Genomic DNA, 26,799 nt, shown 5'->3' on the forward strand with positions numbered 1-26,799 from the left:
GCTATCCTGCATCGTGCGCATCCTGGGGGCCCACCGCGCCGTGGCGGCCCCCTCCTATCCGCTTCCTGACGATTTCCGTAAGCCGCGAGGCGGCCGGGCTCAATGAGCGGCCCTTGAGCGTGACCAGCCCGACCTTGCGGGTCAGATAGACGGGGCCGGCTGCATGACCGGCTGCGGCGTCCGGGGCCGCCGCAGCCGGCCGGAGCTGCCTGGACGGGGCCGCGAGCGCCTTATCGGCCTCCATGTCGATCAGCAGGGTGTGCGTGTTGGGCGCGGGCTGCTCGGGCACGACCAGGCCGGGCAGGATCGCCGCCCCCAGCCCGGCATTGGCCATGGACACGAGTGTTTGCGCCTGCGAAAACTGGTATTTGGTCTGCAAGGTCAGGCCGAGACGCTGCGCGGCATCGTCCAGCGTGGCGCGCAGCGCCGTCGCGGGGCTCAGCAGCAGCAACGGCATTTCGCACAGCTGCGACAAGGTGATGGACCCTCCCGCCGCCGACATGAATTTTCCCGGCACCAGCGCATACAGATATTCCTGGAGAATTTCCTCGAAATCGAACTCGGGCGCGTCGACTATCGGCCCGATGCCGAAATCGACCGTCTCCCGGCGCACGGAATCGAGCATCTCGCTCAGCGTCAATTCGTTGATGTAGACCTGGACCCCGGGATAGTCCTGTTCGAATACGGCCAATATGTGCGCCAGCCGCGTGGAAGCCACCGTGGTCGAGCACGACAAAAAAATGCGGCCGCGCTTGAGGTCCGCCGCTTCCTGTATGCGGCGCAAGCCCAGTTCGACCTCGGACATGGCGCGCCGGGCGCTTTCAAGCAATTGCCGGCCTTCGTTCGTCAGGCTGACTTGCCGGGTGGTGCGATGAAAAAGCGTAACCCCCAACTGCATTTCCAGTTGCTTGATTTGCGTCGTGACCGCCGATTGCGACCGGAAGGAGGCATCGGCCGCCAGACGAAAGCTCTTGTGCTCGGCGACCAGCATGAAGGCGCTCAGGAGCTTGAGATTCACGTTGGGCAAGGGCCGCCTCAGGGCGTCGTGTACGGGTTCCATTATTTATCGATAAAACTAAATAATGGATATGATAATTTAATTTGTTGAAAAATTGGCGCGCTCTTAACATGCCTCCACCTCGAACATCAACTCATCAAAGGTGGAGAAACCCATGGTTACGACCCAAAAAATCGCCGGCGCCATTGTCGGCGCGGCAATGCTCGCATTCGGCCAAGGCGCGCTTGCCCAGCAGGCGTATCCCGCAAAATCCGTTCAAGTCATCGTGCCCTGGACGCCGGGCCAAGCGACCGACGCCGCGGCGCGCACGGCCGCCGACAAACTTTCCGCCGCGATGGGGCAGTCCTTCATCGTGGAAAACAAGGCGGGCGCGGGCGGCACGATCGGCGCGTCGTACGTGGCGCGCGCCAAAGCCGACGGCTATACCTTGCTGGCGGGATCCACGGGTTCCATCACCACGGGGCCGCTGCTGAACGGAGCGCCGTATTCGGCCAAGGACTTTGCCCCCGTCAGCCTGATCGCGACAGTGCCCTACGTTCTGGTGACGCGTTCCGACTTCCCCGCCCAGTCGGCGCAGGAACTGGTCGAGACCCTCGTCAAGAACCCCGACAAGTACACATTCGCCTCTTCGGGCGTCGGGTCCATCGGCCACCTGACGGCTGAATTGTTCACCAACCGCCTTGGAATCAAAGCGACCCACATTCCTTACAACGGCAGCGCCAAAGCGCTGACCGACGTCATGAGCGGCGAGGTGACTTTCATGTTCGATTCGCCCACGTCGATCGCCTCGCACGTCCAGTCGGGCAAAGTGCGCGCCTACGCCGTTTCGTCGAAGAATCGCAGCCAGACCCTGCCCGACGTGCCCACCATTGCGGAAACCACGGCGCTGAAAGACTTCGACCTGATCGCCTGGATCGGGCTGCTCGCGCCCGCCGGCACGCCCGACGACGTTCTGGACGCGCTGAACCGGCAGATCAATTCGAACCTCGTGGGCGAGGAGGTGCAAAACCGCTACCGCAGCCTGGGCATCGACCTGGCCAAGTCGACGCGGGCCGATATGGCGCGCGTGATCGCCGACGAGAACGAACGCGTGAGCAAGCTGCTCAATGCCGCGGGCATCAAGAAATAACCGGCGATTCCATGATGAACCCTCCCTACCTTCCCAAACGGCCCGGCCGGTTTCTTGAAGACTTCGCCGCGGGCGATCGTTATGAACACTGGCCGGGCCGCACGGTGACCGAGGCCGACAACATCCAGTTCAGCTTGATGACCATGAACCGCCATCCCCTGCACTGCGATGCCGCCTATGCGTCGACGACGGAATTCGGCAGGCCATTGGTCAACAGCGGGCTGACCCTGGCGATCGTGCTGGGCATGACGGTGGACGACGTCAGCCTGAACGCGGTTGCCAACCTGGGATGGAAGGACATCGAGCTGTGCGCCCCGGTTTTCCCGGGCGACACGATCTATGCCCGTTCCGAGGTGCTGTCCGTGCGTGAAAGCAAGTCGCGCCCGGGCCAGGGCATCGTGACGACGCGCACCGAAGCGTTCAAGGCGGACGGCACGGTTTTCCTGCGCTTCGTGCGCAGCTGCCTGGTGCCCGAGCGGGCCCAGGCTGAAGCGCCATCCGCCGCCGGATTCCAGGACCGACAAAAGTGAGCTACGAAATGCTGGGCCCGCTGCGGGTCGTGGAAAGCGCCGCCTTCATCGCCGCGCCCCTTGCCGGTCTGATTCTGGCGCAATACGGCGCCGACGTCATCCGCGTCGACGCGATCGGCGGCGGCATCGACTATGGCCGCATGCCGCGCATGCCCCGGCGCGACGGGCAAGGCCGCAGCCTGTACTGGACGGGGCTGAACAAGGGCAAGCGTTCGATTGCGGTCGACGTGCGCCGGCCCGAGGGGCGCGAGCTGGTCCAACAGCTGGCGGCGGCGCCCGGGCCGGACGCCGGCGTCTTGCTGACCAATCTCGGCGCGCCCTGGCTGTCGCACGGCGTTCTGGCCGCGCTCAGGCACGACATGGTCACCTGCACGATCCAGGGCAACGGCGACGGCAGCCCCGCCGTGGACTACACCGTCAACAGCGCGACGGGCTACCCGATGATGACCGGCTCCGGCCGGGACGGCCCGGTCAATCATGTGCTGCCGGCCTGGGACGTCGCCTGCGCGCACCACGCGGCCTTCCTGGTCGCCGCCGTCGTCGGCCGGCGGCGGCGCACCGGCGAGGGCCGGGAAATCTTCCTGGCTTTGTCCGATATTGCCTTCTCGACCTTGTCCCATCTGGGCGTTCTGGCCGAAACCGAAGTATTGGGACAAGAGCGCCCCGCCATCGACAACTATCTATACGGCGCTTTCGGCCGCGACTTCGTGACGGCGGACGGGCATCGCCTGATGGTGGCCGCCATCTCCGCCGGCCAGTGGGCGAGCCTGGTCGAGGCCTGCTCCCTGTCGGACGAAGTGGCGCGCATCGAAGAAAACTCGGGCCTGGACCTGCGCGACGAGGCGCAGCGCTTCGAAGCGCGCGAGCCGATCGCCCAGGCGCTCGAAGCCTGGTTCGCCAAGCGCTCGCGGTCTGAGGTCGAAACGCTTTTCAAAGCGGAAAGGGTGTTGTTCGGCCCCTACCGGAGCGTGGCCGAACTGCTGGACTCGGATCCGCGCGTCAGCCTTGCCAATCCGGTGTTCGAGCGCCTCGACACGCCAGGCATAGGATCGCACCTGAGCGCCGGCGCCGCCGCGCGGATTCCGGGCCTGGCGCGAGCGCCGTCACGGCCCGCGCCGCTGCTCGGCACGCACACGGACGAGGTCCTGCATGAAGTCCTTGGATTGAGCGGGGCCGCCATCGGAAAACTGCACGATGCGGGCATCGTGGCCGGCCCGGAGCGCGATCCGGCGGCAAAGGCTTGACGGGAGAACGGAAGCCGCCCTCCAGCGCCGACCGCCGGCGCCCGCCAAAAGACCGGCGGCGTGGCCGAAGCCCGCCGCCCGCTTCGGCGTCAGGGCTTGTCCGCGGGCTGCTCGTCCGCCCCGGCCAGCCCTCTTTCGACCATGTACACGGCGATCTGCACCCGGCTGGTCAGGTTGAGCTTCTTGAGCACGTTCTGCACGTGGATCTTGACCGTGCTTTCGGTCACGTTCAGTTCCCGGGCGATGACCTTGTTGCTGGCGCCGCGCGCGAGCAGCTGGGCCACCTGCATCTCGCGCGTGGACAGCTTGCTGCGCTGCGCGTCGTTCTCGGGCCGCGCCGGCGTGGCGGCCTGCTTGCGGAACTGATCGATCAGCCTGCCCGTCATGGCGGGATCGATGACCGGTTCCCCGGCCACCGCGCGGCGTATGCCGGTCACCAGGGCATCGGCGTCGATGTTCTTGATCAGGTAGCCGCGGGCGCCGTGGCGCAGCGCCTCGGCCAGTTCGTCGCCCTCTTCGGACACCGTCAGGACGATCACCGCACAGTCCGGAAGGTCCTGGGAAAGAATCTGCAGCACTTCCAGGCCGCTCAGGCCCGGCATGTTCAGGTCCAGCAGGATGACGTCGGGCGTGAGCTCGCGGGCGCGCTTCAGCCCCTCGATGCCGTCGGCGGCTTCGGCCACGATCTCGAAATCGCTTTGCCGCTTGAGCAGCAGCCGCACGCCGGAACGGAACAGGGTATGGTCATCGATGAGCAGGATTCGGATGGTCATGGTGCTTGCGATGTATGGTCTTCCAGGGGCGCTTGCAGCGTCAGGCCGGCTGCCTTTCGCTGGCCGGCAGCAGCAACGCCACGCGCGCGCCCTCTCCCGGCGCCGATTCTAGCGTGATCACGGCATTCATGCGCGCCGCGCGCTCGCGCATGATGTCCAGGCCGATGTGCGCCTCGCCCCGCTCGGCGACCTCGCGGGGGTCGTAGCCCTGGCCGTCGTCGGTGACTTCCAGGGTGAAGTCGCGCGCATTGCGGACACTGATGTGCACGTGCTTGGCCGCGGCATGCTTGCGCACGTTGGACAAGGCCTCTTGCAGGATGAACAGCACTTGCAGCTGCTGCTCGGGCGCGAGCGGGGTGCCTTGCGCATAGTCCAGTTCCAGCGTGGTCTCGCAGCCGGTCTGGCGGCGGAAACGCTGGACCGTCTCTTCAATGGCCCTGCGCAGGTCGCCTTGCTCCAGCTTGCTGCGGAAGTTGGTGAGCAGTTCGCGGACGTCCTGGTAGCTGCCGTCCACCCCCATGCGCAGCAGGGGCACGATTTCCTCGACTTCCGCCGTGTCGTTGCGGCGCACGGCGTCTTCCAGCAGCTGCAGCTGCAGGTTCAGGAAGTTCAGGCCCTGCGCCAGGCTGTCGTGCAGGCCCTGGGCGACCAGGCTGCGCTCCTGGACGATGGCCAGTTCCCGCGCCTTGGCGTCCAGGCGGCGGTTTTCCAGCGCCGCGCCCATCAGTTGGCCGAAGGATTCCAGCAGCCGTCTCGCCGACGGCGACAGCGCCGGATAGCGGCGGAAATGCAGGGAAAACGTGCCCATGACCTCTTCGCGCGCAACGATGCGGAAGACCGCCACGCTGGCGAAGCCGTCGCGATAGCACTTGGGTTCCTGCACCACGGTGGAGCGGCTGACGTCGCGGATGACGAACATGCTGCCGTTCAGGGTGGCCTGGCCGCAATAGCAGTCGTCCACCCGCATGCAGTGCTCGGCTTCGGTCAGGTCCTTGGAAAGCCCGACGGACGCCACCAGGCTGACGCGCTGGTGTTCGGAATCCAGCGTGCGGATGCTCGCGCCGTCGGCTTCGAACTGCCGCGCCACGCGCTGCAGGAAGCCGTCGCACATGGCCTCGATGTCGTTGGGCTGGTTCAGGAAGGCCGCCATGTCGTACAGGGCGGAAATTTCCAGGTTCTGCGCCGCCAGCTGGCGGGTCTTTTCTTCCACCCTTTCCTCGAGGCCGCTGTACAGGCTTTCCAGCTCGTCCGCCATCCGGTTGTAGCCGGTGGCCAGCACGCCGAATTCGTCGCGGCTTTCGACGGGCAGCCGCATGCTGAACTCGTGCGCCGCCATGCTTTGCAGGCCGTCGCGCAGCCGCAGCACCGGGGCGATGATCCATAAATACAACAGGTAGATCATGGCCAGGGTGCCCATGACGGCCAGCATGGCCAGCCCGCCCTGCGCCACCCGCAGCGCCGCCGTCTTGCCCGCGTTGTCGCGCTCGATCATGCCCACCAGCGTGTCGGCCCGGCCGGCGAGCTCGGGCAGGCTTTCCAGATAGGCGCCGGCCCCGCCGCTGACCAGGGCCTGTTCGGCGCGCGGCCGCGCCACCTCGCGCCAATAGCGCGTGACGTCTTCCAGCTGCTCCCGGATCTGGGGGTCGCCGGGCAGCAGCAGGGGCCGCTGTTCGCTGCCCTTGGCGAGCAGGGCCAGGGTCTCGTCCATGATGCGGAACTGTTCACGGACCCGTTCGTCGCGCTGGTCCTGGGGCCACATCAGTTCCACCGCGATGCGGTGCGCGCGCATGCGCAGGCTGCCCGTGTCGTTGATGGCGGCGCCGGCCCCTTCCAGGCGCCAGGACAGCCAGAGCGTGGTGCCGATCATGCCCAGCACCACCACCAGGGCGACCAGCGAGCTCGCCACGATGCGCGTGGACAGCCGGTGGCGCGGCCTGGGCAGGCTGTCGGGCGTCAGGTGCTCGGCCCAGTTCATGGAATATTCGGTACTCATGGGGAACTCCGCGCGGCACGGAAAACGCGCCGCTTTCACAATATTGCCCCATTTTCCTCCATTCGGCGAACGGCTTCCGCGATTTTCACCGTTCTTCCCCGGCCAGCTGCTCCAGGCCCAGGTGGCGGCAGACGAAATCGGCCACCCGCTCGGGCTCGTTCAACGGCAGGCAGGGCAGCGTGACCTCCAGGCGCGCGTCGGTCGCCACGGCGATGAAGTCGCCCGGATACTGCGCATGCAGCGGCGGCCGCCCCAGCGCCGGGCGGTAGACCTCGATCCGCGCGATGGGCTCGCGCTTGTAGCCTTCCACCAGGGTCAGGTCGGCCGGCGCCAGCCGGGCGACCTGCTCGCGCAGGTCCGGCTGCGGCCGGCCGCGCAGTTCGTGCATGATGGCGTAGCGGTAGGGCGAGGCGATCACGACCTCTTGGGCGCCGGCGGCGCGGAAGCGGGCGCTGTCCTTGCCGGCCGGCTCCAGCGGGACGTCATGATGGCTGTGCTTGATGACGTTCACCCGCAGCCCCCGCTCCGCCAGCAAGGGCAGAAGGGCCTCGATCAGGGCCGTCTTGCCGCTGCCGGAATGGCCGGCGAATCCCAGTATTCTTGTCATGTCAAGTGGTGCAGAAAATCGGCAGGAAGGCGTCGGCGCGGGGCGAATAGGCCAGCAGGTTGCCCGACGCCAGGTCGAAATACCAGCCGTGCAGGCTCAGCGACCCTTCTTCCATTCTTCGTCGCACGCCGTCCATGCGCTGCAGGTTCTGCAGGGAAATCAGGATGGAGGCCTGCTCGCAGGCGCGGTGGTGCTCTTCTTCGGAGGCGTCCGGAAGCTGGCGCAGCACGCATTCGCGGGCCGATTCGGCGACGCCCATCCAGTCGCGCACGAAATCCACGGGCTTGTCGCTCGCCGCCCGGCCCTGCATCAGGGCGCGGATGCCGCCGCATTGCGAATGCCCGAGCACGATGATGCGCTCGACCTGCAGGTCCTCGACCGCGAACTGGATGGCCGCCAGCACGCCTTGCGGTCCGTTGTCGCGGTCGGGCGGCGGCACCAGGTTGGCCATGTTGCGTATGGTGAAGATGTCGCCCGGGTCGCAGCCGAGCAGCATGGCCGGATCCACCCGTGAATCGCAGCAGCCGATCAGCAGGGTGCTGGGGCGCTGGCCCTGGCACAGCCCGCGGTACAGCTCCGGGTGCTTCTCGAAGTAGTGCTGCTGGAAGCGTGCGAAACCGTCGATGAAGTTCTCGATTTTCTTCAAGGAATCAGCCCCCGGTCTGGGACATGAAGCGGACGATGCGCCGCGGAGCGGTGTCGAATTCGTGGCGTTCGGGCTTGGCCGCGATGCCGGCCAGAATGTGGCCGATCAGTTCGTCGTCGTCGGCGCCCTGGCGCATCAAGCGGCCCAGGGGCACCTGGTTTTCCTGGCCCAGGCACAGATACAGCGTGCCGTCCACGCTGAGGCGCACGCGGTTGCAGGTCGCGCAGAAATGGCGCGACATGGGCGTGATCACGCCCAGCGCGTGCAGGTCGTCGCCCGCCGTCCAGTAGCGCGCGGGACCGCTGTCGCTGGTGTCGAGCGCGGGCACCAGCCCGAAGCGCTCGGCCAGGCGCGCGCCCATGAGGGTCAGGTTGGCGGGCTGGAACTGCTGCCCGCTGCTGCCCATGGGCATGGTTTCGATCAGGCGCAGGATGAAGCCGCTGGCCAGCGTATAGCCCAGCAGCCGGGCCAGCTCCGCCTCCGGGGTCTGGGCGTGCACCACGCAATTGAGCTTGATGGGCGCGAACCCCGCGCGCCGCGCCGCGGCCAGGCCCGCGAGCACGTCCTGCAGGCAATCGCGGCCGGTGATTTCCCGGACCCGCGCGGCATCCAGCGAGTCGAGGCTGACGTTCAAGCGCCCCACCCCCGCCGCCTTCAGCGCGGCGGCATGGCGCGCCAGCGTGGTGCCGTTGGTGGACAACGACAAATCGCGCACCTGCGGCATGGCGCTGATGCGCGCCGCCAGTTCCGCCACGCCGCGGCGCATCAAGGGTTCGCCGCCGGTCAGGCGCACCTTGCCGACGCCCAGGCCGGCGAACAGGCCGATCAGGCGCGCCATTTCGTCGTGGGTCAGCCAGTTCGACGGTTCCTCGAAGCCCTTGAAATCCTTGGGCATGCAGTATTGGCAGCGCAGGTCGCAGCGGTCGGTGACCGAAACGCGCAAGTAATCGATGCGGCGGCCGAAGCGATCGACCAGCCGCGGGGGGCGTTCCGTATTCATAGGCCTTGCGCCACGCCCATCAGGCGATCGGCCTCGGCATCGTCGCCCAGGTCCACGCCGTCGATCTGCGCCCGCGCCACCAGCACCTTGGCATATTGCCGCCAGGCGTGGTCGCGCGCCATGGCGCCCAGCACCTGGGCGATGTCGCCGGCCACCGCCTCGTAGGGCTGCAGGCGCCCCGGCTCGCTGCGCGCCACGCGCACGATGTGCAGGCCGTGGCGGCTGTGCACCAGCTTGGGGTGGACCGTGCCGGCGGGAACGGAAAAAACCACGCGCTCGAACTCGGGCACGGTCTCGCCCCGGCTCAGCTGGCCCAGGCTGCCGCCCACGGCCGCCGACGGGCAGTTGGAATAGGCGCGCGCGAATTCGGCGAAGCGCTCGGGCTCTTGCAGGGCCCGCGCCAATACGTCTTCGGCCTGCAGGCGCAGGGCCTCTAGGTTGACGCTCGGGGTGACCTGGAACAGGATGTGGTCGGCCTCGACGCAGGCGCCCACCGTGAAGCGCACCGGGTTGGCGTCGTAGAAGCGGCGGCAGGCGGCGTCATCGGGTTCGGGGCTGCCGGCGTGTTCCTGCAACAGCCGCGATATGGCCAGCTCTTCGTCGCTGACGTCCATCCCCAGGCGCTGCGCCTCGTCCAGCAGCACGCGCCGCAGGATGCGAGTCACCACCGCCCGGTGCAGCGGCTGGTCGCCGTCCTGGTGCATGGGAAGCTCTTGCTCGATCTCGTCGTCGCACAGTTCCACGCCGTTGACGGTGATGGGCATGTCGTTCTCCTGAAAAAAGTGGCGGGACGCCGCTCAGCGCGGACGAACCAGCTGCCATGCGCGGCCCAGGTAAGTCACGGACGCGAAGCCGCTCCAGACGTGCACCAGGCGGGTGAAGGGGAAGATCACGAACAGCGTCATGCCCATGAACAGGTGCGCCTTGAACAGCCAGGGCGCATCGGCCACGAACTGCGCCGCATCGCCCCGGAAGGTGACCACGTGCTGAGCCCAGTGCATCAGCGCGACCATCAGCTCGCCGTCGGAGTGGCCGGCGGACTCCCAGATGGTGGACAGGCCCAGGAGCAGCGTGATCAGCAGCCAGGCCAGCAGCAGCTTGTCGCCCTTGCGGGTGACGGCGGCGATGCGGGGATCGGTCAGCCGGCGGTGCAGCAACAGCAGCAGGCCCAGCAGACAGATCGCGCCCATGATGCCGCCGGCGACCATGGCCACCAGTTGCTTGAGGCTGTGCGACACGCCCAGCGCGTCCCACACCACCGTGGGCGTGAGCAGGCCGACGAAATGGCCGAAGAAGAGGCCCAGTATGCCCACGTGGAACAGGATGTTGCCCAGGCGCAGCCGGCCCGCATACAGCAGCTGCGAGCTGTCCGACTTCCAGGTGTATTGCTCGCGCTCGAAGCGCAGCAGGCTGCCGCCCAGGAATATGGTCAGGGCGATGTAGGGATAAATGCCAAACAGGAATTGATTGATGCCGCTCATGATGGTGTCTCCAAAGCTCAGCGTGACGCGCCGCGGGGGTGGAACCGCAGCGGCTGGAAATCGGCGTGACGGGGGCGCAGCAGCGGCTCGACGCCGTCCGCGCCGGGGCCGAAGGTTTCCATGGCCTCGTCCATGTCGCGCACGGGGGGCGCCTGGCGCTCGACCGGCGTGACGGTGCTCAGCCCGCGCAGCACGGTGAACACCGCGGCGTAGGGGCTGCCGTTGCGCGCCAGCCGCCCGCCTATGGCCGCCAGCACGTGGATGGCGTCGTCCAGCAGCGTCTGCGCTTCCGCCGCGTCCAGCACGCTGAGGAATTCGAGGAACAGCGGAACGTGGTCGGGCAGCTCGGACGCGGCGGGCTCGAAGCCCCGCGCCCGGTAGGTCTGCAGCAGGTCCACCATGGCCTGGCCCCGGTCGCGGCTTTCACCGTGCACGTGCTCGAACAAATGCAGCGAGTGCGAGGGATTGCGGTCGAAGGTGGCGACGTAGTTTTCCTGCAGCTCGATCAGCGTGTGCTCGCCCAGGAAGGCCAGCAGCGCCCGGAGCTCCCGCTTTTCAGCGGGGAAGGAATCCAGCGCGCCGTCGATCTCGGGCAGCGCCTGCAGCAAGTCGTCCTGCGGGTAGCTCAGCAGAGCGGACAGAATGCGATGGATCATCATGCCACGCCCTCCTCGCTGCGCGGGCGCACCGTGGGCCGCTTGCGCGACAGCGGCATCTCCTCGAAGATGGCGCTGCCCCGCGGCTTGCTGCCGAACAGCGAGCCCTCGGAGGCGCCGCCGGAACAGCCGTTGCCGAAGGTGAAGCCGCAGCTGCCTTTCTCGTTGAAGGCGTCCTCGACCTGTTCCTTGTGGCTGGTGGGAATGACGAAGCGGTCTTCGTAGTCGGCGATGGCCATGATGCGATACATGTCCTGCACCGTGGCTTCATCCAGCCCCACGTCCTTCAGCAGCGCCAGGTCGCGCTGGCCGTGCACCGTTTCGTGGCGCTTGTAGGCCCGCATGGCCAGCAGGCGTTCCAGCGCGTGCAGAATCGGCGCTTCCTTGCCGGCGGTCAGCAGATTCGCCAGGTAGCGCACCGGAATGCGCAGGCTGGCCACGTCGGGGATCATGGCGCTTTCGCCCACCGTCCGGTGCGGCATGCGGCCGGTTTCCGCCGCCGACTGGATGGGCGACAGCGGCGGAATGTACCAGACCATGGGCAGGGTGCGGTATTCCGGATGCAGCGGGAAGGCGACCTTCCATTCGCAGGCCATCTTGTAGACCGGCGATTGGCGCGCCGACTCCAGCCAGCCTTCGGGAATGCCCTGGCGGCGCGCTTCGGCGATCACGGCTGGATCGTTCGGATCGAGGAACAGGTCGAGCTGGGACTGATAGAGGTCCTGTTCGTCGGCGACCGAGGCGGCTTCCGCGATCCTGTCGGCGTCGTACAGCAGCACGCCCAGGTAGCGGATGCGGCCCACACAGGTTTCCGAGCACACCGTCGGCTGCCCGCTTTCGATGCGCGGGTAGCAGAAGGTGCACTTCTCGGCCTTGCCGCTGCTCCAGTTGTAGTAGATCTTCTTGTAGGGACAGCCCGAGATGCACATGCGCCAGCCGCGGCACTTGTCCTGGTCCACCAGCACGATGCCGTCGTCCTCGCGCTTGTAGATCGAGCCCGAGGGGCAGCTGGCCACGCAGGCCGGGTTCAGGCAGTGCTCACACAGGCGGGGCAGATACATCATGAAGGTGTTTTCGAAGGTGGAGTACATTTCCTTCTGCACGCCTTCGAAGAGCGCGTCGCGGCTGCGCGCGCTGAATTCCCCGCCCAGGTCGTCCTCCCAGTTGGGACCCCATTCGATCTTTTCCATCTTCTTGCCGGTCAGCACGGACACCGGCCGTGCCGTCGGCGGCGTTTGCGACAGCGGCGCCAGGCGCAGGTGCTCGTAGTCGTAGGTGAACGGCTCGTAGTAGTCGTCGATCTGCGGCAGGTTGGGATTGGCGAACAGGTTGGCCAGGATGCGCAGCTTGCCGCCCTGGCGCGGCACCAGCTTGCCGGATCCGTCGCGGACCCAGCCGCCCTTCCATTTCTTCTGGTTCTCCCATTCCTTGGGATACCCGACGCCTGGCTTCGTTTCCACGTTGTTGAACCATGCATACTCAACGCCATCACGGCTGGTCCAGACGTTTTTGCAGGTGACGGAACAGGTGTGACAGCCGATGCACTTGTCCAGATTCAGCACCATGCCGATTTGCGCGCGAATTTTCATTGCAGAACCTTCTTATTTGGAGTGTGCTTCTTCGACCAACGGACCTTCCAGCCAGTCGACCTTGCTCATCTTGCGGACCACCACGAACTCGTCGCGATTGCTGCCGACGGTGCCGTAGTAGTTGAAGCCCCAGGCAAGCTGGGCGTAGCCGCCGATCATGTGGGTGGGCTTGAGCACCGCGCGGGTCACGGAATTGTGAATGCCGCCGCGCTGGCCGCTGAGCTGCGCCCCCGGTACATTCACGATCTTTTCCTGTGCGTGGTACATCAGGCACATGCCCACCGGCACGCGCTGGCTGACCACGACGCGCGCCGTGAGCGTGCCGTTGACGTTGAACACTTCGACCCAGTCGTTGTCCACCAGCCCGGCCTGCGCCGCCTCGATCTCGGAGACCCAGATGTGCGGACCGCCGCGGCTGAGCGTGAGCATGCGCAGGTTGTCCGAATAGGTACTGTGGATACCCCACTTCTGGTGCGGCGTGATCCAGTTCAGCACCAGCTCGTGCTCGCCGTTGGAATGCTTGCCCAGCATGGGCTTGACGGTCTTGGTGTCGATCGCCGGCTTGTAGACGCAGAAGCCTTCGCCGAAGTCCAGCATCCAGCGGTGATCCTGGTAGAACTGCTGGCGGCCGGTCAGGGTGCGCCATGGGATCAGCTCGTGCACGTTGGTGTAGCCGGCGTTGTAGCTGACCTCTTCGCTTTCGAGGCCCGACCAGGTGGGCGCCGAAATGATCTTGCGCGGCTGCGCCTGGACGTCGCGGAAGCGGATCTTGTCGTGCTCGCGGCCCACCGCCAGGTGGGTGTGGTCGCGCCCCGTGACGCGGCCGAGCGCGTCCCAGGCCTTGACCGACACGTGGCCGTTGGTTTCGGGCGCGAAGGTCAGGATCATTTCGGCCGCGTCGATGGCGGTATCCAGGCGTGGCCGGCCCTGGCTGACGCCGGGCTCGCTCACCACTTCGTTCAGCTGGCCCAGCTCCTTCACTTCATGCTCGGTGTTCCAGTTGATGCCCTTGCCGCCGTTGCCGAGCTTGTCCAGCAGCGGACCGACCGAGGTGAACTTGCGGTAGATGTCGTTGTAGTTGCGCTCGACCACCGTCATGTTGGGCGCGGTCTTGCCGGGCACCAGGTCGCATTCGCCGTACTTCCAGTCGCGCGGCTCGAACGCCTGGCCCAGTTCTCCCGGGGTGTCGTGCAGCAGCGGAGTGAGCACGATGTCCTTGCGGGTGCCCAGGAAGGGGCCGCCGATCTCGCTGAAGCGCTTGGCGATCAGCTTGTAGATTTCCCAGTCGGTCTTGCTTTCCCACAGCGGCTGCACGGCTTCGGACAGCGGGTGGATGAAGGGGTGCATGTCCGAGGTGTTCAGGTCGTCCTTCTCGTACCAGGTGGCCGTGGGCAGCACGATGTCGCCGTACAGGCAGGTGGTGCTCATGCGGAAATCCAGCACGGTCAGGAGGTCCAGCTTGCCCTCGGCGGCCTGCGCGCGGTATTCGACCTCGCCCGGCTTGATGGCGTCGGCCTCGTCGCCGAAGACCGCGTTCTGCGTGCCCAGCAGGTACTTCAGGAAGTACTCGTGGCCCTTGCCGCTGGAACCCAGGATGTTGGAGCGCCACACGAACATGTTGCGCGGGAAGTTGGCCGGGTCGTCCGGGTCTTCGCAGCTCATGCGCAGGGCGCCGCTGCTGAGCTGTTCTGCCGCGTAGGCGACGGGGTCCTGCCCCTTGGCCTCGGCTTCCGCCACCACGTTCAGCGGGTTGGTGCGCAATTGCGGGGCGGACGGCAGCCAGCCCATGCGCTCGGCCTTGGCGTTGAGGTCTATCATGCTCATGCCCTCGTAGCGCGCGGGGTCGGCGGTCGGGCCGAGGACCTCGTTGACGTGCAGCTTCTCGTGGCGCCACTGGCTGGTGTGCGCGTAGAAGAAGGACGTGCCGTTCATCTGGCGCGGCGGGCGCGACCAGTCGAGCGCGAAGGCCAGCGGCGCCCAGCCGAACTGCGGGCGCAGTTTTTCCTGGCCCACGTAGTGGGCCCAGCCGCCGCCGCTCTTGCCGACGCAGCCGCACATCATCAGCATGTTGATGATGCCGCGGTAGGTCATGTCCATGTGGTACCAGTGGTTCAGCGCCGCGCCGACGATCACCATGGACTTGCCCTCGGTGTCGTGCGCGTTCTGCGCGAATTCCCGCGCGACCTGGATCACCAGGTGGGGCGGCACGCCGGTATGCTTTTCCTGCCAGGCGGGAGTGTAGGGGACGTCCTGGGCATAGTCGCTTGCCACGTTGCCGCCGCCCAGGCCGCGGTCGATGCCGTAGTTGGCCATTTGCAGGTCGTACACGGTGGCGACCAGCACCTCGCGGCCGTCGGCCAGGCGCATGCGCATGGCCGGCACGTTGCGCACCTGCAGGTCGTCGCCCTCGCCGCCGAAATATGCGAAGCCCACCGGGCAGACCACGCCGTCGCGGTCTTTCAGGGTAAGGACGGGGTCGATCTCGCGGCCGCTGCCGCCATCGCGCGACTCGAGGTTCCAGCGGCCCACCTTGGCGCCGCCGTCGACCTTGCCTTCGCCCCAGCGGAAGCCTATGGTGCCGTTGGGCACCACGACTTCATTGGTGGCGCCGTCGATCAGCAGGGTCTTCCATTCCGGGTTGTTCCGTTCCCCCAGCGCGCCGTCCAGGTGCGAGGCGCGCAGGAACTGGCCCGGCACGTGGCAGCCGTCGCGTTCTTCCAGCATGACCAGCATGGGCATGTCGGTATAGCGCTTGACGTAGTCGGTGAAATAGGCCGAAGGGTTCTCCAGGTGGAATTCCTTCAGGATCACGTGGCCCATGGCCATGGCCAGCGCGGCGTCGGTTCCCTGCTTGGGCGCCAGCCAGATGTCGCCGAACTTGACCATTTCGCCGTAGTCGCTGGACACGGCCACGGTCTTGGTGCCCTTGTAGCGCACCTCGGTGTAGAAGTGGGCGTCCGGCGTGCGAGTCTGCGGCACGTTGGAGCCCCAGACCATCAGGTAGGTGGAGTTGTACCAGTCGGCCGATTCGGGAACGTCGGTCTGCTCGCCCCAGATCTGCGGGCTGGCCGGAGGAAGGTCGCAATACCAGTCATAGAAGCTCAGACAGGCCCCGCCCAGCAGGCTCAGGTAGCGCGCGCCGGCGGCATAGCTGACCATGGACATGGCGGGAATCGGCGAGAAGCCGATCACCCGGTCGGGCCCGTAGCGGTCGATGGTGTAGGCGTTGGCCGCGGCGATGATCTCGGTGGCGGTATCCCAGTCGGCGCGCACGAAGCCGCCCAGCCCGCGCACGGACTTGTAGCGCTTGGCCTTTTCGGGGTTCTGGCTGATCGATTCCCACGCGGCGATCGGGTCCATGGTCTTGCGGGCCTCGCGCCACATTTCCATCAGGCGGCCGCGGATCATGGGGTATTTGATGCGCTGGGCCGAATACACGTACCAGCTGTACGAAGCGCCCCGCGGACAGCCCCGCGGTTCGTGGTTGGGCAGGTCGGGACGGGTGCGGGGGTAGTCGGTCTGCTGGGTTTCCCAGGTGATCAGGCCGTTCTTGACGTAGATCTTCCAGGAGCACGAACCCGTACAGTTGACCCCGTGCGTGGAGCGCACGATCTTGTCGTGCTGCCAGCGGGAGCGGTAGGCGTCTTCCCACCGGCGGTCTTCGACGACGGTCTGCCCATGTCCGTTCGAGAAGGTGTCCCGCACTTTGGACATGAATTTCAGCCTGTCCAGAAAATGACTCATTCTTTTCTCCGTGAGGGCGCCAGATCGCCCGTGTAATTCATGGCTGGAGTATCGTGGATACTGTAGAGGGCATGGCCTTTTCGCGCCATTGCCCGGTGGCACAGGCGGAACCGGCCGGAGTGACTAGTCATCCGGCCGGCGCCGGCCTCAGCAAGGGACCGGGGCGTTGCGGCGCGCGTAATACCACCAGGTCACCAGCACGCAGGAAATGTAGAACCCGATGAAGAAATACAGGGCGGCGTGCACGTCGCCCGTCAGTTCCAGCGAAGTGCCGAAGCTGCGGGGAATGAAGAAACCGCCATAGGCCCCGATGGCGCCGGAAAAGCCCAGCACCGCGGCCGATTCCATGGACGCATTGCTCACCGCCTGCTTCTGGGCGGCCTCGCCGCGGCCCTTGGCGGCCTCGGTGTGCTCGTGCAGGAAGATCACCGGAATCATGCGGAAGGTGGAGCCGTTGCCCACGCCGGACAGCGCGAACAGCACGATGAAGCTCAGCAGGAAGCCCATGAAATTGCCGGACTGGCCGGACCCGGGCAGGAACTGCATGACCACCAGGACGGTGATGGCCATGCCCACGAAGACCCAGAGCGTGACCCGGGCGCCGCCCAGCTTGTCGGACACCCAGCCGCCCGCCGGCCGCGTCAGCGAACCGACCAGCGGCCCGAGGAAGGCGTAGGTCATGGGGTCGATGTCGGGGAACAGCGTCATGGTCAGCATGGCGAAGCCCGCCGAGAAGCCGATGAAGGAACCGAAGGTGCCCACGTACAGCCAGCACATCAGCCAGTTGTGCTTGCGCTTGAAGATCACCGCCTGCTCGGCGAAGGACGCCTTGGCGTCGGCCAGGTCGTTCATGCCGAACCATGCCGCCAGCGTCGTCAGGATGATGGGAATGACCCAGATGAAGCCCGCGTTCTGCAGCCAGATGGGTTGTGCGTCGGCGACGCCCTCGGCCATGTAGGGTCCGCCGCCCAGCGCGCCGAAAATGCCCACGCCGATGATCATGGGCACCACGAACTGCACCAGCGACACGCCCAGGTTGCCGATGCCGGCGTTCAGGCCGGTGGCCAGCCCCTTCTTCACCTTGGGGAAGAAAAAGCTGATGTTCGACATGCTGGAGCTGAAATTGCCGCCCCCCAGCCCGCACAGCAGGGCCAGCGCCAGCAGCACCGGATAGCTGGTGCTGGGATCGCGCAGGGCGAAACCCATGCCCACCGCCGGGATCAGCAGCGAGGCGGTCGAGATCGCCGTCCAGCGCCGCCCGCCGAAGACCGGCACGAGGAAGGAATAGAAGACCCGCAGCGTGGCGCCCGAGAGCGCCGGCAGCGCCGTCAGCCAGAACATCTGGTTCTTCGAGAGATCGAAGCCGGCTTTCCCGAGATTGACGACGACCACGCTCCAGAGCATCCAGACGCTGAATGCCAGCATCAGGGCGGGAATGGAGATCGCGAGGTTGCGGTAGGCCACCCGCTGGCCGGTGTTTTGCCAGAATTCCGGATTTTCCGGCTCCCAGCGTAAGAGTAGGGCTGAAGATGACATGGCTTTGACCGATTAAGTGAGTGGGGTTGGTAGGGACGTCAGGCGGTGGCCGCTTTGGCGGCGGGTGGGGTGGAAGTGGCGCCGTTGCGCCGGAAGCTGTAGTGCATGGAGATCAGGGACACGCACACGGTGCCGTAGAGCAGCATGAAAGCGCTGGAGCGGATGCCGGTGAAGTCCAGCAGCGCGCCGAACATGATGGGCAGGACGAAGCCGCCCAGGCCGCCGGCCAGGCCGACGATGCCGGACACCGCGCCGATGTTCTGCGGGAACTCGTCGGAGATGAACTTGAACACCGACGCCTTGCCTATGGCCGTGGCGATGCCCACGATGAACAGCAGCGCGGTGAACATCCAGGGATTCAGGCCTATGGTGAAGTCCAGCGGGCCGTCCACGCCCATCACGGTGAATTTGGTCTGCGGATAGCTGAGGATGAAGAACGCCACCCAGCACACCCACATGACCCACCAGGTGGTGTGATAGGCGCCGTAGCGGTCGGACACCCAGCCGCCCAATGCGCGCAGCACGCCGCCGGGCAGAGAGAAACAGGCCGCCAGCAAAGCCGCCAGCTCGATGCTGAAGCCGTATTCGCCGATGTAGTACTTGGTCATCCACAGCGCCAGCGCCACGTAGCCGCCGAACACCACGGAGTAGTACTGGCAGTAGCGCAGGACGCGCGGGTCCTTGAGCATGGCCAGCTGCTGCGACAGGGGTACGCTGCCCTTGACGGCATGCGCGGGGTTGGAGGCGGAAAAGACCCAGAACACGATCGCCGTCACCAGCAGCGCCACCGCGTACACCTGGGGAACGATGGCCCATGCGCCGCCCGCCGCCGCGATCAATGCCGGCGCGACGAACTTGGTGATGGCCGAGCCGGAATTCCCGGCGCCGAACACGCCCATGGCCAGGCCCTGGCGCTCACGGGGGAACCAGCGCGCCACATAGGGCGTGCCCACGGAAAACGAACCACCCGCCAGGCCCACGAACAGCCCCAGCACGAGGAATTGCCAGTATTCGGTGGCATAGGCCAGCAGCCACACCGGTATCACCGCCGAGATCATCAGCAGGAAGAAGACGATGCGGCCGCCGTAGCGGTCCGTCCAGATGCCCAGGGGCACCCGCACCAGCGACCCCGACAGCACGGGCATGGCCGCCAGCAGACCGAATTCGGTCTCCGACAGCCCAAGCTCCGTCTTGATCGGGATGCCCAGAACGGCAAAAATCATCCACACCGCAAAGCAGATGGTGAATGCAAACGTACTCGACACCAGCACGCGCGTGGCGGTACTGGACTGGGATTGACTGGCCATATTGGCGCTCCGCATACAAGTTGCTCGATGATTGCTAGCGTACGCATGCGAAGGCGCGCTGCCTATTCACCGTCGGAACAGGCGGACCATGTCGAAGTGACTAGTCAGCTTCGAACAAGCGCGTTGCGGTGTGCGAAGGAACTATGCCATAATGCACCCCTGTCCAAATGTCAATCGGTTGATTTCATTGGCATTGCATGGAAGTGATTGTCTTTCCCACCGCTTCCGCCACCTACCTGGGCCGTCGTCCCACCGCGCACCCATGGCGGAATTGGTAGACGCAAGAGACTTAAAATCTCTCGATCCTTGATCGTGCCGGTTCGATTCCGGCTGGGTGCACCAGCAAAATCAAGCGCCTGGACGAAACCGGGCCTGCCGGAAATTGCCTGGGCCTGTTCTCTCTACCGTGTCTTTTCCCACGTCAAGCATGAGCTCGTCATGCAGCACAGCGCGGCAAACACCAGCGCCGCGCCGCCCGCATGAGAACATTCCCATTGCATGCGCAATGCCTCATGGGCAAAGGCCATCTTCTGTTCTTCTACAGCCGCCTCGGCTACCTGGCCAAACGGCACGCCGAACTGATACGGGAAATGAAGCGCCGCGGCTACAAGCCCTCGTTCACCGGCATCGACCGCAGCCAGTTTCCAGGCATACCCGACAGCTGCTGGAACGACTGGCCCCCCACCGAGGAAGCCTTGCGGCTCAACCGGCAGCGCATCCAGGAAAGAACCGCAAAGACCGCCCTCGCCTCATAAAGGCGTCATCGCCTGGGCGCCGCCAGGCCGCCACCGCCGGCCCGCAGCCCCAGGCGCCGGCAAACCACAGCCGTCCCGGGCCGCAGCGCCCATAACAAAGGGCATTGCCCGCCAAGGCAATGCCCTCTTTCACTGCGACCCGTTTGCTACAACGGCGCGATGATCACTCGTCGCCCGAGGCGATCGGCCCCTGAGGACCGCCCTGCGCCTCGATGCCGCCTATGCTCTTCATCGACAGACGCAGACGGCCCTTGTCATCGGCCTCGATGACCTTGATGCGCACCATCTGGCCGACCTTCAGCACGTCATTGATGTTGGCGATGCGATAGTTCGCGATCTCGGAAATGTGCAGCAGGCCGTCGCGGCCCGGCAGCACCTGCACGATGGCGCCGAAGTCCAGCAGGCGCAGGACCGGGCCTTCGTACTCCTGGCCCACTTCGACGTCGGCCGTGAGCTCCTTGATGCGGCGCTCGGCTTCGCGCGCCTTGTCCAGGTCGGCGCTGGAGATCGTGATGGTGCCGTCGTCGTTGATGTCGATCTGGGTGCCGGTTTCTTCCGTCAGGGCGCGGATGGTCGCGCCGCCCTTGCCGATGACGTCGCGGATCTTCTCGGGGTTGATCTTGATGCTGAGCATGCGCGGCGCGAATTCGGAAAGCTCGTTGCGCGAGCCTTCGATCGCTTCTTTCATCTTGCCCAGGATGTGCAGGCGTCCTTCCTTGGCCTGCGCCAGGGCGACCTGCATGATCTCCTTGGTGATGCCCTGGATCTTGATGTCCATTTGCAGGGCGGTGATGCCCTGGACGGTTCCGGCGACCTTGAAGTCCATGTCGCCCAGGTGGTCTTCATCGCCCAGGATGTCGGTCAGCACCGCGAACTTGCCGCCGTCCTTGATCAGGCCCATGGCCACGCCCGCCACGTGATCCTTGATCGGCACGCCGGCGTCCATCATGGCCAGCGAGCCGCCGCAAACGGACGCCATGGAGGAAGAGCCGTTGGATTCGGTGATTTCGGACACCACGCGTATGGTGTATTGGAAATCCTCGGGCGCCGGCAGCAGCGATGCCAGCGCACGCTTCGCCAGGCGGCCATGGCCGATTTCGCGGCGCTTGGGCACGCCGAAGCGGCCTGTTTCGCCGGTTGCGAAGGGTGGCATGTTGTAGTGCAGCATGAAGCGGTCGCGGTGCTCGCCCATGATGGAATCGATGATTTGCTCGTCCTGCTTGGTGCCCAGCGTGGCCACCACCAGCGCCTGGGTTTCGCCGCGGGTGAACAAGGCCGAACCGTGCGCGCGGGGCAGCACGCCCAGCCGCACGCTGATGGGGCGCACCGTGCGGGTGTCCCGGCCGTCGATGCGCGGTTCGCCGTTCAGGATCTGGCCGCGCACGATGCGGGATTCGAGGTCGAACATGATGTTGTCGACCTCGACGCCGTCGGGCGCTTCTTCGCCCTTGGCGGCGGCATGTTCGGCCAGCTTGGCCTTGACGTTGGCATAGGCTTCGCGCAGCTTGGCCGTGCGGTCCTGCTTCTGCCGTATCTGGTAGGCAGCTTGCAGCTCTTCCTGCGCGGCCGACACGACCGCCGTGACCAGCGCTTCGTTCTTGGGCGCGGGCTGCCAGTCCCATTCGGGCTTGCCGGCCTCGGCGACCAGGTCGTGTATGGCGTTGATGACGGCCTGCATCTGCTCATGGCCGAACACCACGCCGCCCAGCATAATGTCTTCGGAAAGCTCCTTGGCTTCGGATTCGACCATCAGCACGGCGGCTTCGGTGCCGGCGACCACCAGGTCCATGGCCGACTGCTTCAATTGCGTGCTGGTCGGGTTCAATACGTATTGACCGTCGACATAGCCGACGCGCGCGGCGCCGATGGGCCCATCGAAGGGAATGCCGGAAATCGCCAGCGCCGCCGACGCGCCGATCATCGCGGCCATGTCGGGATCGATTTCGGGATTGACCGAAACCGTGTGGATGATGACCTGGACCTCGTTGTAGAAGCCTTCGGGGAACAGCGGCCGCAAGGGGCGGTCGATGAGGCGCGAGGTAAGGGTTTCTTTTTCGGACGGCTTGCCTTCGCGCTTGAAAAAGCCGCCGGGAATGCGGCCGGCCGCATAGGTTTTTTCGACATAGTCGACGGTCAGGGGGAAGAAGTCCTGGCCGGGCTTGGCATTCTTGGCCGCCACCACCGTGGCGAGCACGACAGTATCTTCAATCGAAACCAGTACGGCGCCGGAGGCCTGGCGAGCAATCTCGCCAGTTTCCAGAACCACCGTGTGCTCGCCGTACTGAAACGATTTGCTCACTTTATTAAACATTAGGGATTATCCTTACAATAAAAAAACCGTGCACACCGCGAAATACATCGCGGCGTCCACGGTTGCACATCGTGGGGAGCCAGCCCCGGTGATCACTTACGCAGACCGAGCTTTTCGATCAGTGCGCGATACGAATCAGGGTTGCGGCCTTTCAGGTAGTCCAGCAATTTCCGGCGACGGCTGACCATGCGCAGCAGGCCACGACGCGAGTGGTGGTCTTTGATGTGCGCCTTGAAGTGGTCGGTCAGTTCATTGATGCGCGCGGTAAGCAGCGCGACCTGCACTTCGGGCGAACCCGTATCACCTTGCGCACGTTGAAATTGTGCAACGATTTCAGATTTCTTGATGTCGGCAACAGACATTATTCAGCCTCTTTGACTAGCGACAGAGCCGAGGTGCCCTGACGTGAGATGATTAAACAAACTACAATTATTCAGACTATTTCCCCCAAGGCGCGCTGGTGTCGCGGCACCGGCATCGGCTTGGGAAGCTGGCATTATACCGGAAAGCGAGATCCCATGAGCCCACATGCACCATACTCCCCGGCCGGAGCCCGGCTCCCGGGCGCGCGCGGCCTGACCCGGGTGGCGGTCGCCCTGGCGGCGGCCGGCCTGATGTCGGCCTGCGCCAATATGTCGGACACGCCGCCCGGCGCCTCCTTGCAGGACGTCGAGGCCCGCTACGGCAAGGCCGATTACTCCTGCCCCGTCGGCCAGGGCGGACAAAGGCTGATCTGGACCCAGCAGCCCTACGGCCAATACGCCTGGACGGCCGTCGCCGACGCCAGCGGGAAAATCGACCGCATCGTCCCGGCCCTGACCGACGCCCGCTTCCGCGCCCTGGACACCGGCTCCTGGACGCCCGAGCAGGTCCGCTGCGAATTCGGCCCGCCGGCGGAAGTCTCGCTGATCGGCCTGCCCGGCGCCCGCCAGGTGGTCTGGAGCTACCGCTACAAGCAGGACGGGGTGTGGAATTCGCTGATGTACGTTTATTTCGGGGCTGACGGCCGGCGGGTCACCCGCCACCACGCGGGGCCCGACCCCATGTTCGACCCGATCGAGCCCGGAACCTTCTGGTAGGCCGCCGGACCGCCAGTCAGACCGCCGGAGGAGGCGTAGGGCCCGCATCGCGCGGGGCTTCGGCTTCGCTGCGCATGCGGGTCAGCTGGCGCGCGCGCCGCCAGCGCCAAAGCATGATGAACCAGCCCGACAGGCCGTAGACCACGAACAGGCCGAAGAGGACGACGGGCGGATCGCTGGAAACGAAGACGAAAGCCGCCACCACCAGCAGGATCACCCAGAACGGAACGCTGCGGCCGAGGGCGAAGGTCTTGCCGCTGTAAAACGGCGCGCTGGTCACCATGGCGACGCCGGCATACACCGTGAACACGAATGCCAGCCAGCGTATGGTTTCGGGATCGAGCAGGAATTTGTTGTCGACCGCCAGCCACACGAAGCCCGCCACCAGGGCGGCCGCCGAGGGGCTGGGCAGGCCCTGGAAGAAACGCTTGTCGATCACGCCTATGTTGGTGTTGAAGCGGGCCAGCCTGAGGGCGGCGCCCACCACATAGATGAAGGCCGCCAGCCAGCCCCAGCGGCCCAGGTCCCGCAGGGCCCATTCGTACATGACCAGCGCGGGCGCGATGCCGAAAGAGGCCATGTCGGACAGCGAATCGTACTGCTCGCCGAAAGCCGACTGGGTATTGGTCAGGCGCGCCACCCGGCCGTCCATGCCGTCGAACACCATGGCCACGAAGATCGCGATGGCGGCCATTTCGAATTGGCCGTTCATGGCCTGCACGACGGCATAGAAGCCGGCGAACAGATTGGCGGTGGTGAACGCATTGGGAAGCAGATAGATGCTGCGACGCCGGCGGGTTTCATCCATGGAGAAGTTGGGCATAGTTCTATGGCTTGACGGTGGTGTCCGGCAGCTCAGCAAGTACCGTGCTGGTTGCCTGGACCTTGTCGCCGATGGCGACGCGCGGGCGGGCGCCAAGCGGCAGATAGACATCGACACGCGAACCGAAACGTATGAAGCCGTAACGCTGCCCAGCATACAACCGATCGCCCTGCTTTGCATAACAAAGAATGCGCTTGGCGACCAGGCCCGCCACCTGGACCGCGGTGACCACATGCCCATGCTCGGTGTCCAGGACCATGGCGTTGCGCTCGTTTTCGAGCGATGCCTTGTCCAGGGCCGCATTGACGAAGCTGCCCGGGAAATAGCTGATGTGACGCACCGTTCCGTTCACCGGGGAACGGTTCGAATGCACGTTGAATACGTTCATGAACACGCTGATCTTCAGCGCCTCGCGGTCGGCATAGGCATCGCGCACTTCCTCCACCGCGACGACGCGCCCGTCGGCGGGCGACAGGACGTTCAGTTCCCCCGCGGGCGCGACCCGCCCCGGGTCGCGGAAGAACTGCAGCACGAAGACCGACAGTATCCAGAACGGAATGGAGGCCGGCCCGGACCACAGGCTGACGAGGAGGGATATCAGCACGATGCCGGCCAGGAACGGCCACCCTTCGCGGGCGATAATGGGATGGGGATAGGGAGGTTTATTCATCTTAAGCCGAAGGATAACCGAAAAGTGCCGGCTTTATAGCACAGAGCGCCAGCCGCGCGGTCAGCCGAACACGACCAGCGGCTTGTCGGGATGCAGCGGGTGCGCCATCACGTGCACATCCACGCCGTATACCGCATCCAGATTTTCCTGCGTCAGCACTCTGGCGGGCGCATCGCAAGCAAGTATCCTGCCATTCACCAGCAGGGCGATGCGATCGCTCCAGAGCGCCGCCAGGTTGACGTCGTGGATGATCACCAGGATGCCGACGCCTTCTTCGCGCGCCAGCTGCCGCAGCGTTTCGAGCAGCGTGCGCTGATGCAGCGGATCCAGGCTGGCGGTCGGTTCATCCAGCAGCATGTAGCGGCCCCGCGGATCGGCGCGCCGCTGCGCGAGCACCTGCAGCAGCACACGGGCGAACTGGACCCGCTGCTGCTCGCCGCCCGAAAGTTCGAGATAGCGGCGCGACCCCAGATGCTCGATGCCCGCGCGCTGCAGCGCGGCGCGCACGGCTGCGTCGACCTCCGAGGCGGAAAGGCCCGGAAAGGGATAGGCGCCCATCGCGACGACCTCGCCGACGTCCAGGTCGAAGGACAGCGCCGGCTTTTGCGGCAGCACGCTGCGGGTGCGCGCCTGCCGCGCCGCGGAAAGCGCCGCCAGGGCGGAGCCGTTGAGCATCACGCCGGCATGCCCGTCGCGGGCCTCGTCGGCCTCGAGCTCGCCGGCCAGGATGGACAGGAAAGTGGACTTCCCCGCCCCGTTCGCCCCGAGCAGGCTCACCACTTCTCCGGGCCGGATGCACAGGGTGGCCCGGTCCAGCACATGGCTGCGGCGGCGCCGCAGAACGATCTCGGCCGCCGCGAATTCGTCGTCCCGGCGGTTTTCCGTAAGGGTGTCCATCAATGGCTTCCAGCCCGGCCCCGGGCAAGCAGAAAGAAGAAAAACGGGCCGCCGACGAGGCTGGTGACCAGCCCGATGGGCAGTTCCGCAGGGCTCACCAGCAGGCGCGCCAGCCAATCCGCCAGCGTCAGCAGCAAGCCGCCGGCCACCATGGAGGCCGGCATGAGATAGCGGTGATGCGCCCCCAGCAGCATGCGTATCAGATGGGGCACCACCAGGCCGATGAACCCTATGCCGCCGGTGACCGCCACCAGCGGGCCGATGACCAGGGCGGTGACCACGATGAGGCGGCGCCGGACGACCGCCAGCTCGAATCCCAGGTGGGCGGCTTCGCGCTCGCCCAGCAGCAAGGCGTTCAGCACCCGCCATTGCCCGCACAGATACGCCATCAGCAGCAGGGTCCAGGGCCCCAGCCAGGCCAGCGTGGACCAGTTCGCCCCCGCCAGGCTGCCCATGTTCCAGAAGGTCAGGTCGCGCAGCTGGGCATCGTCGGCCAGATAGGTGAACACGCCGATGGCGCTGCCGGCGATCGTGTTGATGGCGATGCCGGCCAGCAGCAGGCCCGCCACGCCGCTATAGCGCCGGCCGATCGAATAGGCAAGAAAGGTCGCCGCCAGGCTGCCCAGGAAAGCGAAGCCGGCGACGGTCAGGAAGCCCCCCGCCGTCATGACGATCGCGGACACGGCCCCGAGCGCGGCGCCGGCGGAAATCCCCACCAGGCCGGGTTCGGCCAGCGGATTCCGGAACAGCGCCTGCATGGTCACGCCCGTGGCCGCCAGGGCCGCCCCGGCGACCGTGCTGAACAGCACCCTGGGCAGCCGGATGTCCATCAGCACGCGATGCAGGAGGTCTTCGCCGGGCGACAAGCTGCCCCAGAGCAGGCGGGGGAAACTGCTCCAGGGAATGTAGACGGCGCCGCTGGCGCTGGCGGCGAGCATGGCCAGCGCGAGGCACAGCAGCAGGATGAGCAGGATGGGCTGGGGAGCCAGCTTGCGCGATTCGGACAGCATG

The 26,799-nt window shown here is 65.9% G+C and carries 24 protein-coding genes and 1 tRNA gene; 6 read left to right on the forward strand and 19 right to left on the reverse strand.

Annotation, left to right across the window (positions count from 1 at the left end; all coding sequences use genetic code 11):
• Position 1 precedes the first annotated feature (1 nt).
• On the reverse strand, positions 2-1,060 hold the full coding sequence (locus tag H0A72_RS07700; protein ID WP_180154508.1) for a LysR family transcriptional regulator: 1,059 nt from the start codon (positions 1,058-1,060) through the stop codon (positions 2-4).
• Between the two features lie 112 nt (positions 1,061-1,172).
• On the opposite strand from H0A72_RS07700, the gene H0A72_RS07705 reads away from it, so the two are divergent.
• The 3 genes from H0A72_RS07705 to H0A72_RS07715 are packed head-to-tail and all read left to right on the forward strand — an operon-like array spanning position 1,173 to position 3,921.
• Positions 1,173-2,147, forward strand: a complete 975-nt coding sequence (locus tag H0A72_RS07705; RefSeq protein ID WP_246436897.1) for a Bug family tripartite tricarboxylate transporter substrate binding protein — start codon at positions 1,173-1,175, stop codon at positions 2,145-2,147.
• A gap of 11 nt (positions 2,148-2,158) precedes the next feature.
• Positions 2,159-2,677 (forward strand): MaoC family dehydratase, encoded by a 519-nt coding sequence (locus tag H0A72_RS07710; RefSeq protein WP_180154509.1) that lies wholly within the window; start codon positions 2,159-2,161, stop codon positions 2,675-2,677.
• Positions 2,674-3,921, forward strand: coding sequence for a CoA transferase (locus H0A72_RS07715; protein WP_180154510.1), 1,248 nt, complete (start codon positions 2,674-2,676; stop codon positions 3,919-3,921). The genes H0A72_RS07710 and H0A72_RS07715 overlap by 4 nt, the downstream gene beginning before the upstream one ends.
• An 89-nt stretch (positions 3,922-4,010) precedes the next feature.
• Here the strand turns inward: H0A72_RS07715 and H0A72_RS07720 are convergent, their stop codons facing one another.
• The 12 genes from H0A72_RS07720 to H0A72_RS07775 all read right to left on the reverse strand — a co-directional run bounded on the left by H0A72_RS07720 (position 4,011) and on the right by H0A72_RS07775 (position 19,253).
• On the reverse strand, positions 4,011-4,694 hold the full coding sequence (locus tag H0A72_RS07720; RefSeq protein ID WP_180154511.1) for a response regulator: 684 nt from the start codon (positions 4,692-4,694) through the stop codon (positions 4,011-4,013).
• A gap of 40 nt (positions 4,695-4,734) precedes the next feature.
• On the reverse strand, positions 4,735-6,687 hold the full coding sequence (locus H0A72_RS07725) for a type IV pili methyl-accepting chemotaxis transducer N-terminal domain-containing protein (RefSeq protein WP_180154512.1): 1,953 nt from the start codon (positions 6,685-6,687) through the stop codon (positions 4,735-4,737).
• 85 nt (positions 6,688-6,772) lie between these two features.
• Positions 6,773-7,294 (reverse strand): molybdopterin-guanine dinucleotide biosynthesis protein B, encoded by a 522-nt coding sequence (mobB, locus tag H0A72_RS07730; RefSeq protein ID WP_180154513.1) that lies wholly within the window; start codon positions 7,292-7,294, stop codon positions 6,773-6,775.
• A gap of 1 nt (position 7,295) precedes the next feature.
• Positions 7,296-7,940 carry a carbonic anhydrase gene (locus H0A72_RS07735; RefSeq protein WP_180154514.1) on the reverse strand — a complete coding sequence of 215 codons (645 nt, stop codon included), beginning with the start codon at positions 7,938-7,940 and terminating at the stop codon, positions 7,296-7,298.
• A gap of 4 nt (positions 7,941-7,944) precedes the next feature.
• Positions 7,945-8,940, reverse strand: a complete 996-nt coding sequence (gene moaA, locus H0A72_RS07740) for a GTP 3',8-cyclase MoaA (RefSeq protein WP_180154515.1) — start codon at positions 8,938-8,940, stop codon at positions 7,945-7,947.
• Positions 8,937-9,704 carry a peptidylprolyl isomerase gene (locus H0A72_RS07745; RefSeq protein WP_180154516.1) on the reverse strand — a complete coding sequence of 256 codons (768 nt, stop codon included), beginning with the start codon at positions 9,702-9,704 and terminating at the stop codon, positions 8,937-8,939. Before H0A72_RS07745 ends, moaA begins: the two co-directional genes overlap by 4 nt.
• 33 nt (positions 9,705-9,737) lie before the next feature.
• A complete protein-coding gene (gene narI, locus H0A72_RS07750; protein WP_180154517.1) occupies positions 9,738-10,421 on the reverse strand; it encodes a respiratory nitrate reductase subunit gamma in 684 nt (227 codons plus the stop codon).
• Positions 10,422-10,438: 17 nt separating this feature from the next.
• On the reverse strand, positions 10,439-11,080 hold the full coding sequence (gene narJ / locus H0A72_RS07755) for a nitrate reductase molybdenum cofactor assembly chaperone (protein WP_180154518.1): 642 nt from the start codon (positions 11,078-11,080) through the stop codon (positions 10,439-10,441).
• Positions 11,077-12,666, reverse strand: a complete 1,590-nt coding sequence (narH, locus tag H0A72_RS07760; protein ID WP_180154519.1) for a nitrate reductase subunit beta — start codon at positions 12,664-12,666, stop codon at positions 11,077-11,079. The genes narJ and narH overlap by 4 nt, the downstream gene beginning before the upstream one ends.
• A 12-nt stretch (positions 12,667-12,678) precedes the next feature.
• Entirely contained in the window at positions 12,679-16,410 is a 3,732-nt protein-coding gene (locus tag H0A72_RS07765) for a nitrate reductase subunit alpha (RefSeq protein WP_180154520.1), read from the reverse strand.
• A gap of 147 nt (positions 16,411-16,557) precedes the next feature.
• A complete protein-coding gene (locus tag H0A72_RS07770) occupies positions 16,558-17,946 on the reverse strand; it encodes a NarK family nitrate/nitrite MFS transporter (protein WP_180154521.1) in 1,389 nt (462 codons plus the stop codon).
• A 38-nt stretch (positions 17,947-17,984) separates the two neighbouring features.
• Positions 17,985-19,253 carry an MFS transporter gene (locus H0A72_RS07775; protein ID WP_180154522.1) on the reverse strand — a complete coding sequence of 423 codons (1,269 nt, stop codon included), beginning with the start codon at positions 19,251-19,253 and terminating at the stop codon, positions 17,985-17,987.
• 256 nt (positions 19,254-19,509) lie between these two features.
• Between H0A72_RS07775 and H0A72_RS07780 the strand changes: the two genes are divergently transcribed.
• Together H0A72_RS07780 and H0A72_RS07785 are read left to right on the forward strand one after the other, a co-directional pair.
• Positions 19,510-19,595: transfer RNA gene (locus H0A72_RS07780), tRNA-Leu, on the forward strand.
• Between the two features lie 137 nt (positions 19,596-19,732).
• A complete protein-coding gene (locus H0A72_RS07785) occupies positions 19,733-20,008 on the forward strand; it encodes a pyrimidine dimer DNA glycosylase/endonuclease V (protein WP_180154523.1) in 276 nt (91 codons plus the stop codon).
• 163 nt (positions 20,009-20,171) lie between these two features.
• Here the strand turns inward: H0A72_RS07785 and pnp are convergent, their stop codons facing one another.
• Together pnp and rpsO are read right to left on the reverse strand one after the other, a co-directional pair.
• The gene (gene pnp, locus H0A72_RS07790; RefSeq protein WP_180154524.1) at positions 20,172-22,319 is read right to left on the reverse strand and encodes a polyribonucleotide nucleotidyltransferase; all 2,148 of its coding nucleotides are present in this window, start codon (positions 22,317-22,319) and stop codon (positions 20,172-20,174) included.
• A gap of 92 nt (positions 22,320-22,411) precedes the next feature.
• Entirely contained in the window at positions 22,412-22,681 is a 270-nt protein-coding gene (gene rpsO / locus H0A72_RS07795; RefSeq protein ID WP_180154525.1) for a 30S ribosomal protein S15, read from the reverse strand.
• Between the two features lie 252 nt (positions 22,682-22,933).
• On the opposite strand from rpsO, the gene H0A72_RS07800 reads away from it, so the two are divergent.
• Entirely contained in the window at positions 22,934-23,398 is a 465-nt protein-coding gene (locus H0A72_RS07800; protein WP_180154902.1) for a hypothetical protein, read from the forward strand.
• 16 nt (positions 23,399-23,414) lie between these two features.
• On the opposite strand, the gene pssA is transcribed toward H0A72_RS07800, so the two are convergent.
• Genes pssA through H0A72_RS07820 form a run of 4 tightly spaced genes read right to left on the reverse strand, consistent with a single transcriptional unit; the run spans position 23,415 to position 26,798 of the window.
• Positions 23,415-24,221, reverse strand: coding sequence for a CDP-diacylglycerol--serine O-phosphatidyltransferase (gene pssA / locus H0A72_RS07805; RefSeq protein WP_180154526.1), 807 nt, complete (start codon positions 24,219-24,221; stop codon positions 23,415-23,417).
• A gap of 4 nt (positions 24,222-24,225) precedes the next feature.
• Positions 24,226-24,891: a phosphatidylserine decarboxylase gene (locus H0A72_RS07810; protein ID WP_180154527.1), complete on the reverse strand. Its 666-nt coding sequence runs from the start codon at positions 24,889-24,891 to the stop codon at positions 24,226-24,228.
• A gap of 60 nt (positions 24,892-24,951) precedes the next feature.
• On the reverse strand, positions 24,952-25,788 hold the full coding sequence (locus H0A72_RS07815; RefSeq protein WP_180154528.1) for a heme ABC transporter ATP-binding protein: 837 nt from the start codon (positions 25,786-25,788) through the stop codon (positions 24,952-24,954).
• Complete coding sequence (locus tag H0A72_RS07820; protein WP_180154529.1) at positions 25,788-26,798, reverse strand: FecCD family ABC transporter permease; 1,011 nt, start codon at positions 26,796-26,798, stop codon at positions 25,788-25,790. Before H0A72_RS07820 ends, H0A72_RS07815 begins: the two co-directional genes overlap by 1 nt.
• Position 26,799: the final 1 nt, after the last annotated feature.

The organism is Parapusillimonas granuli (assembly GCF_013416525.1).
Taxonomy (GTDB): Bacteria; Pseudomonadota; Gammaproteobacteria; order Burkholderiales; family Burkholderiaceae_B; genus Parapusillimonas; species Parapusillimonas granuli.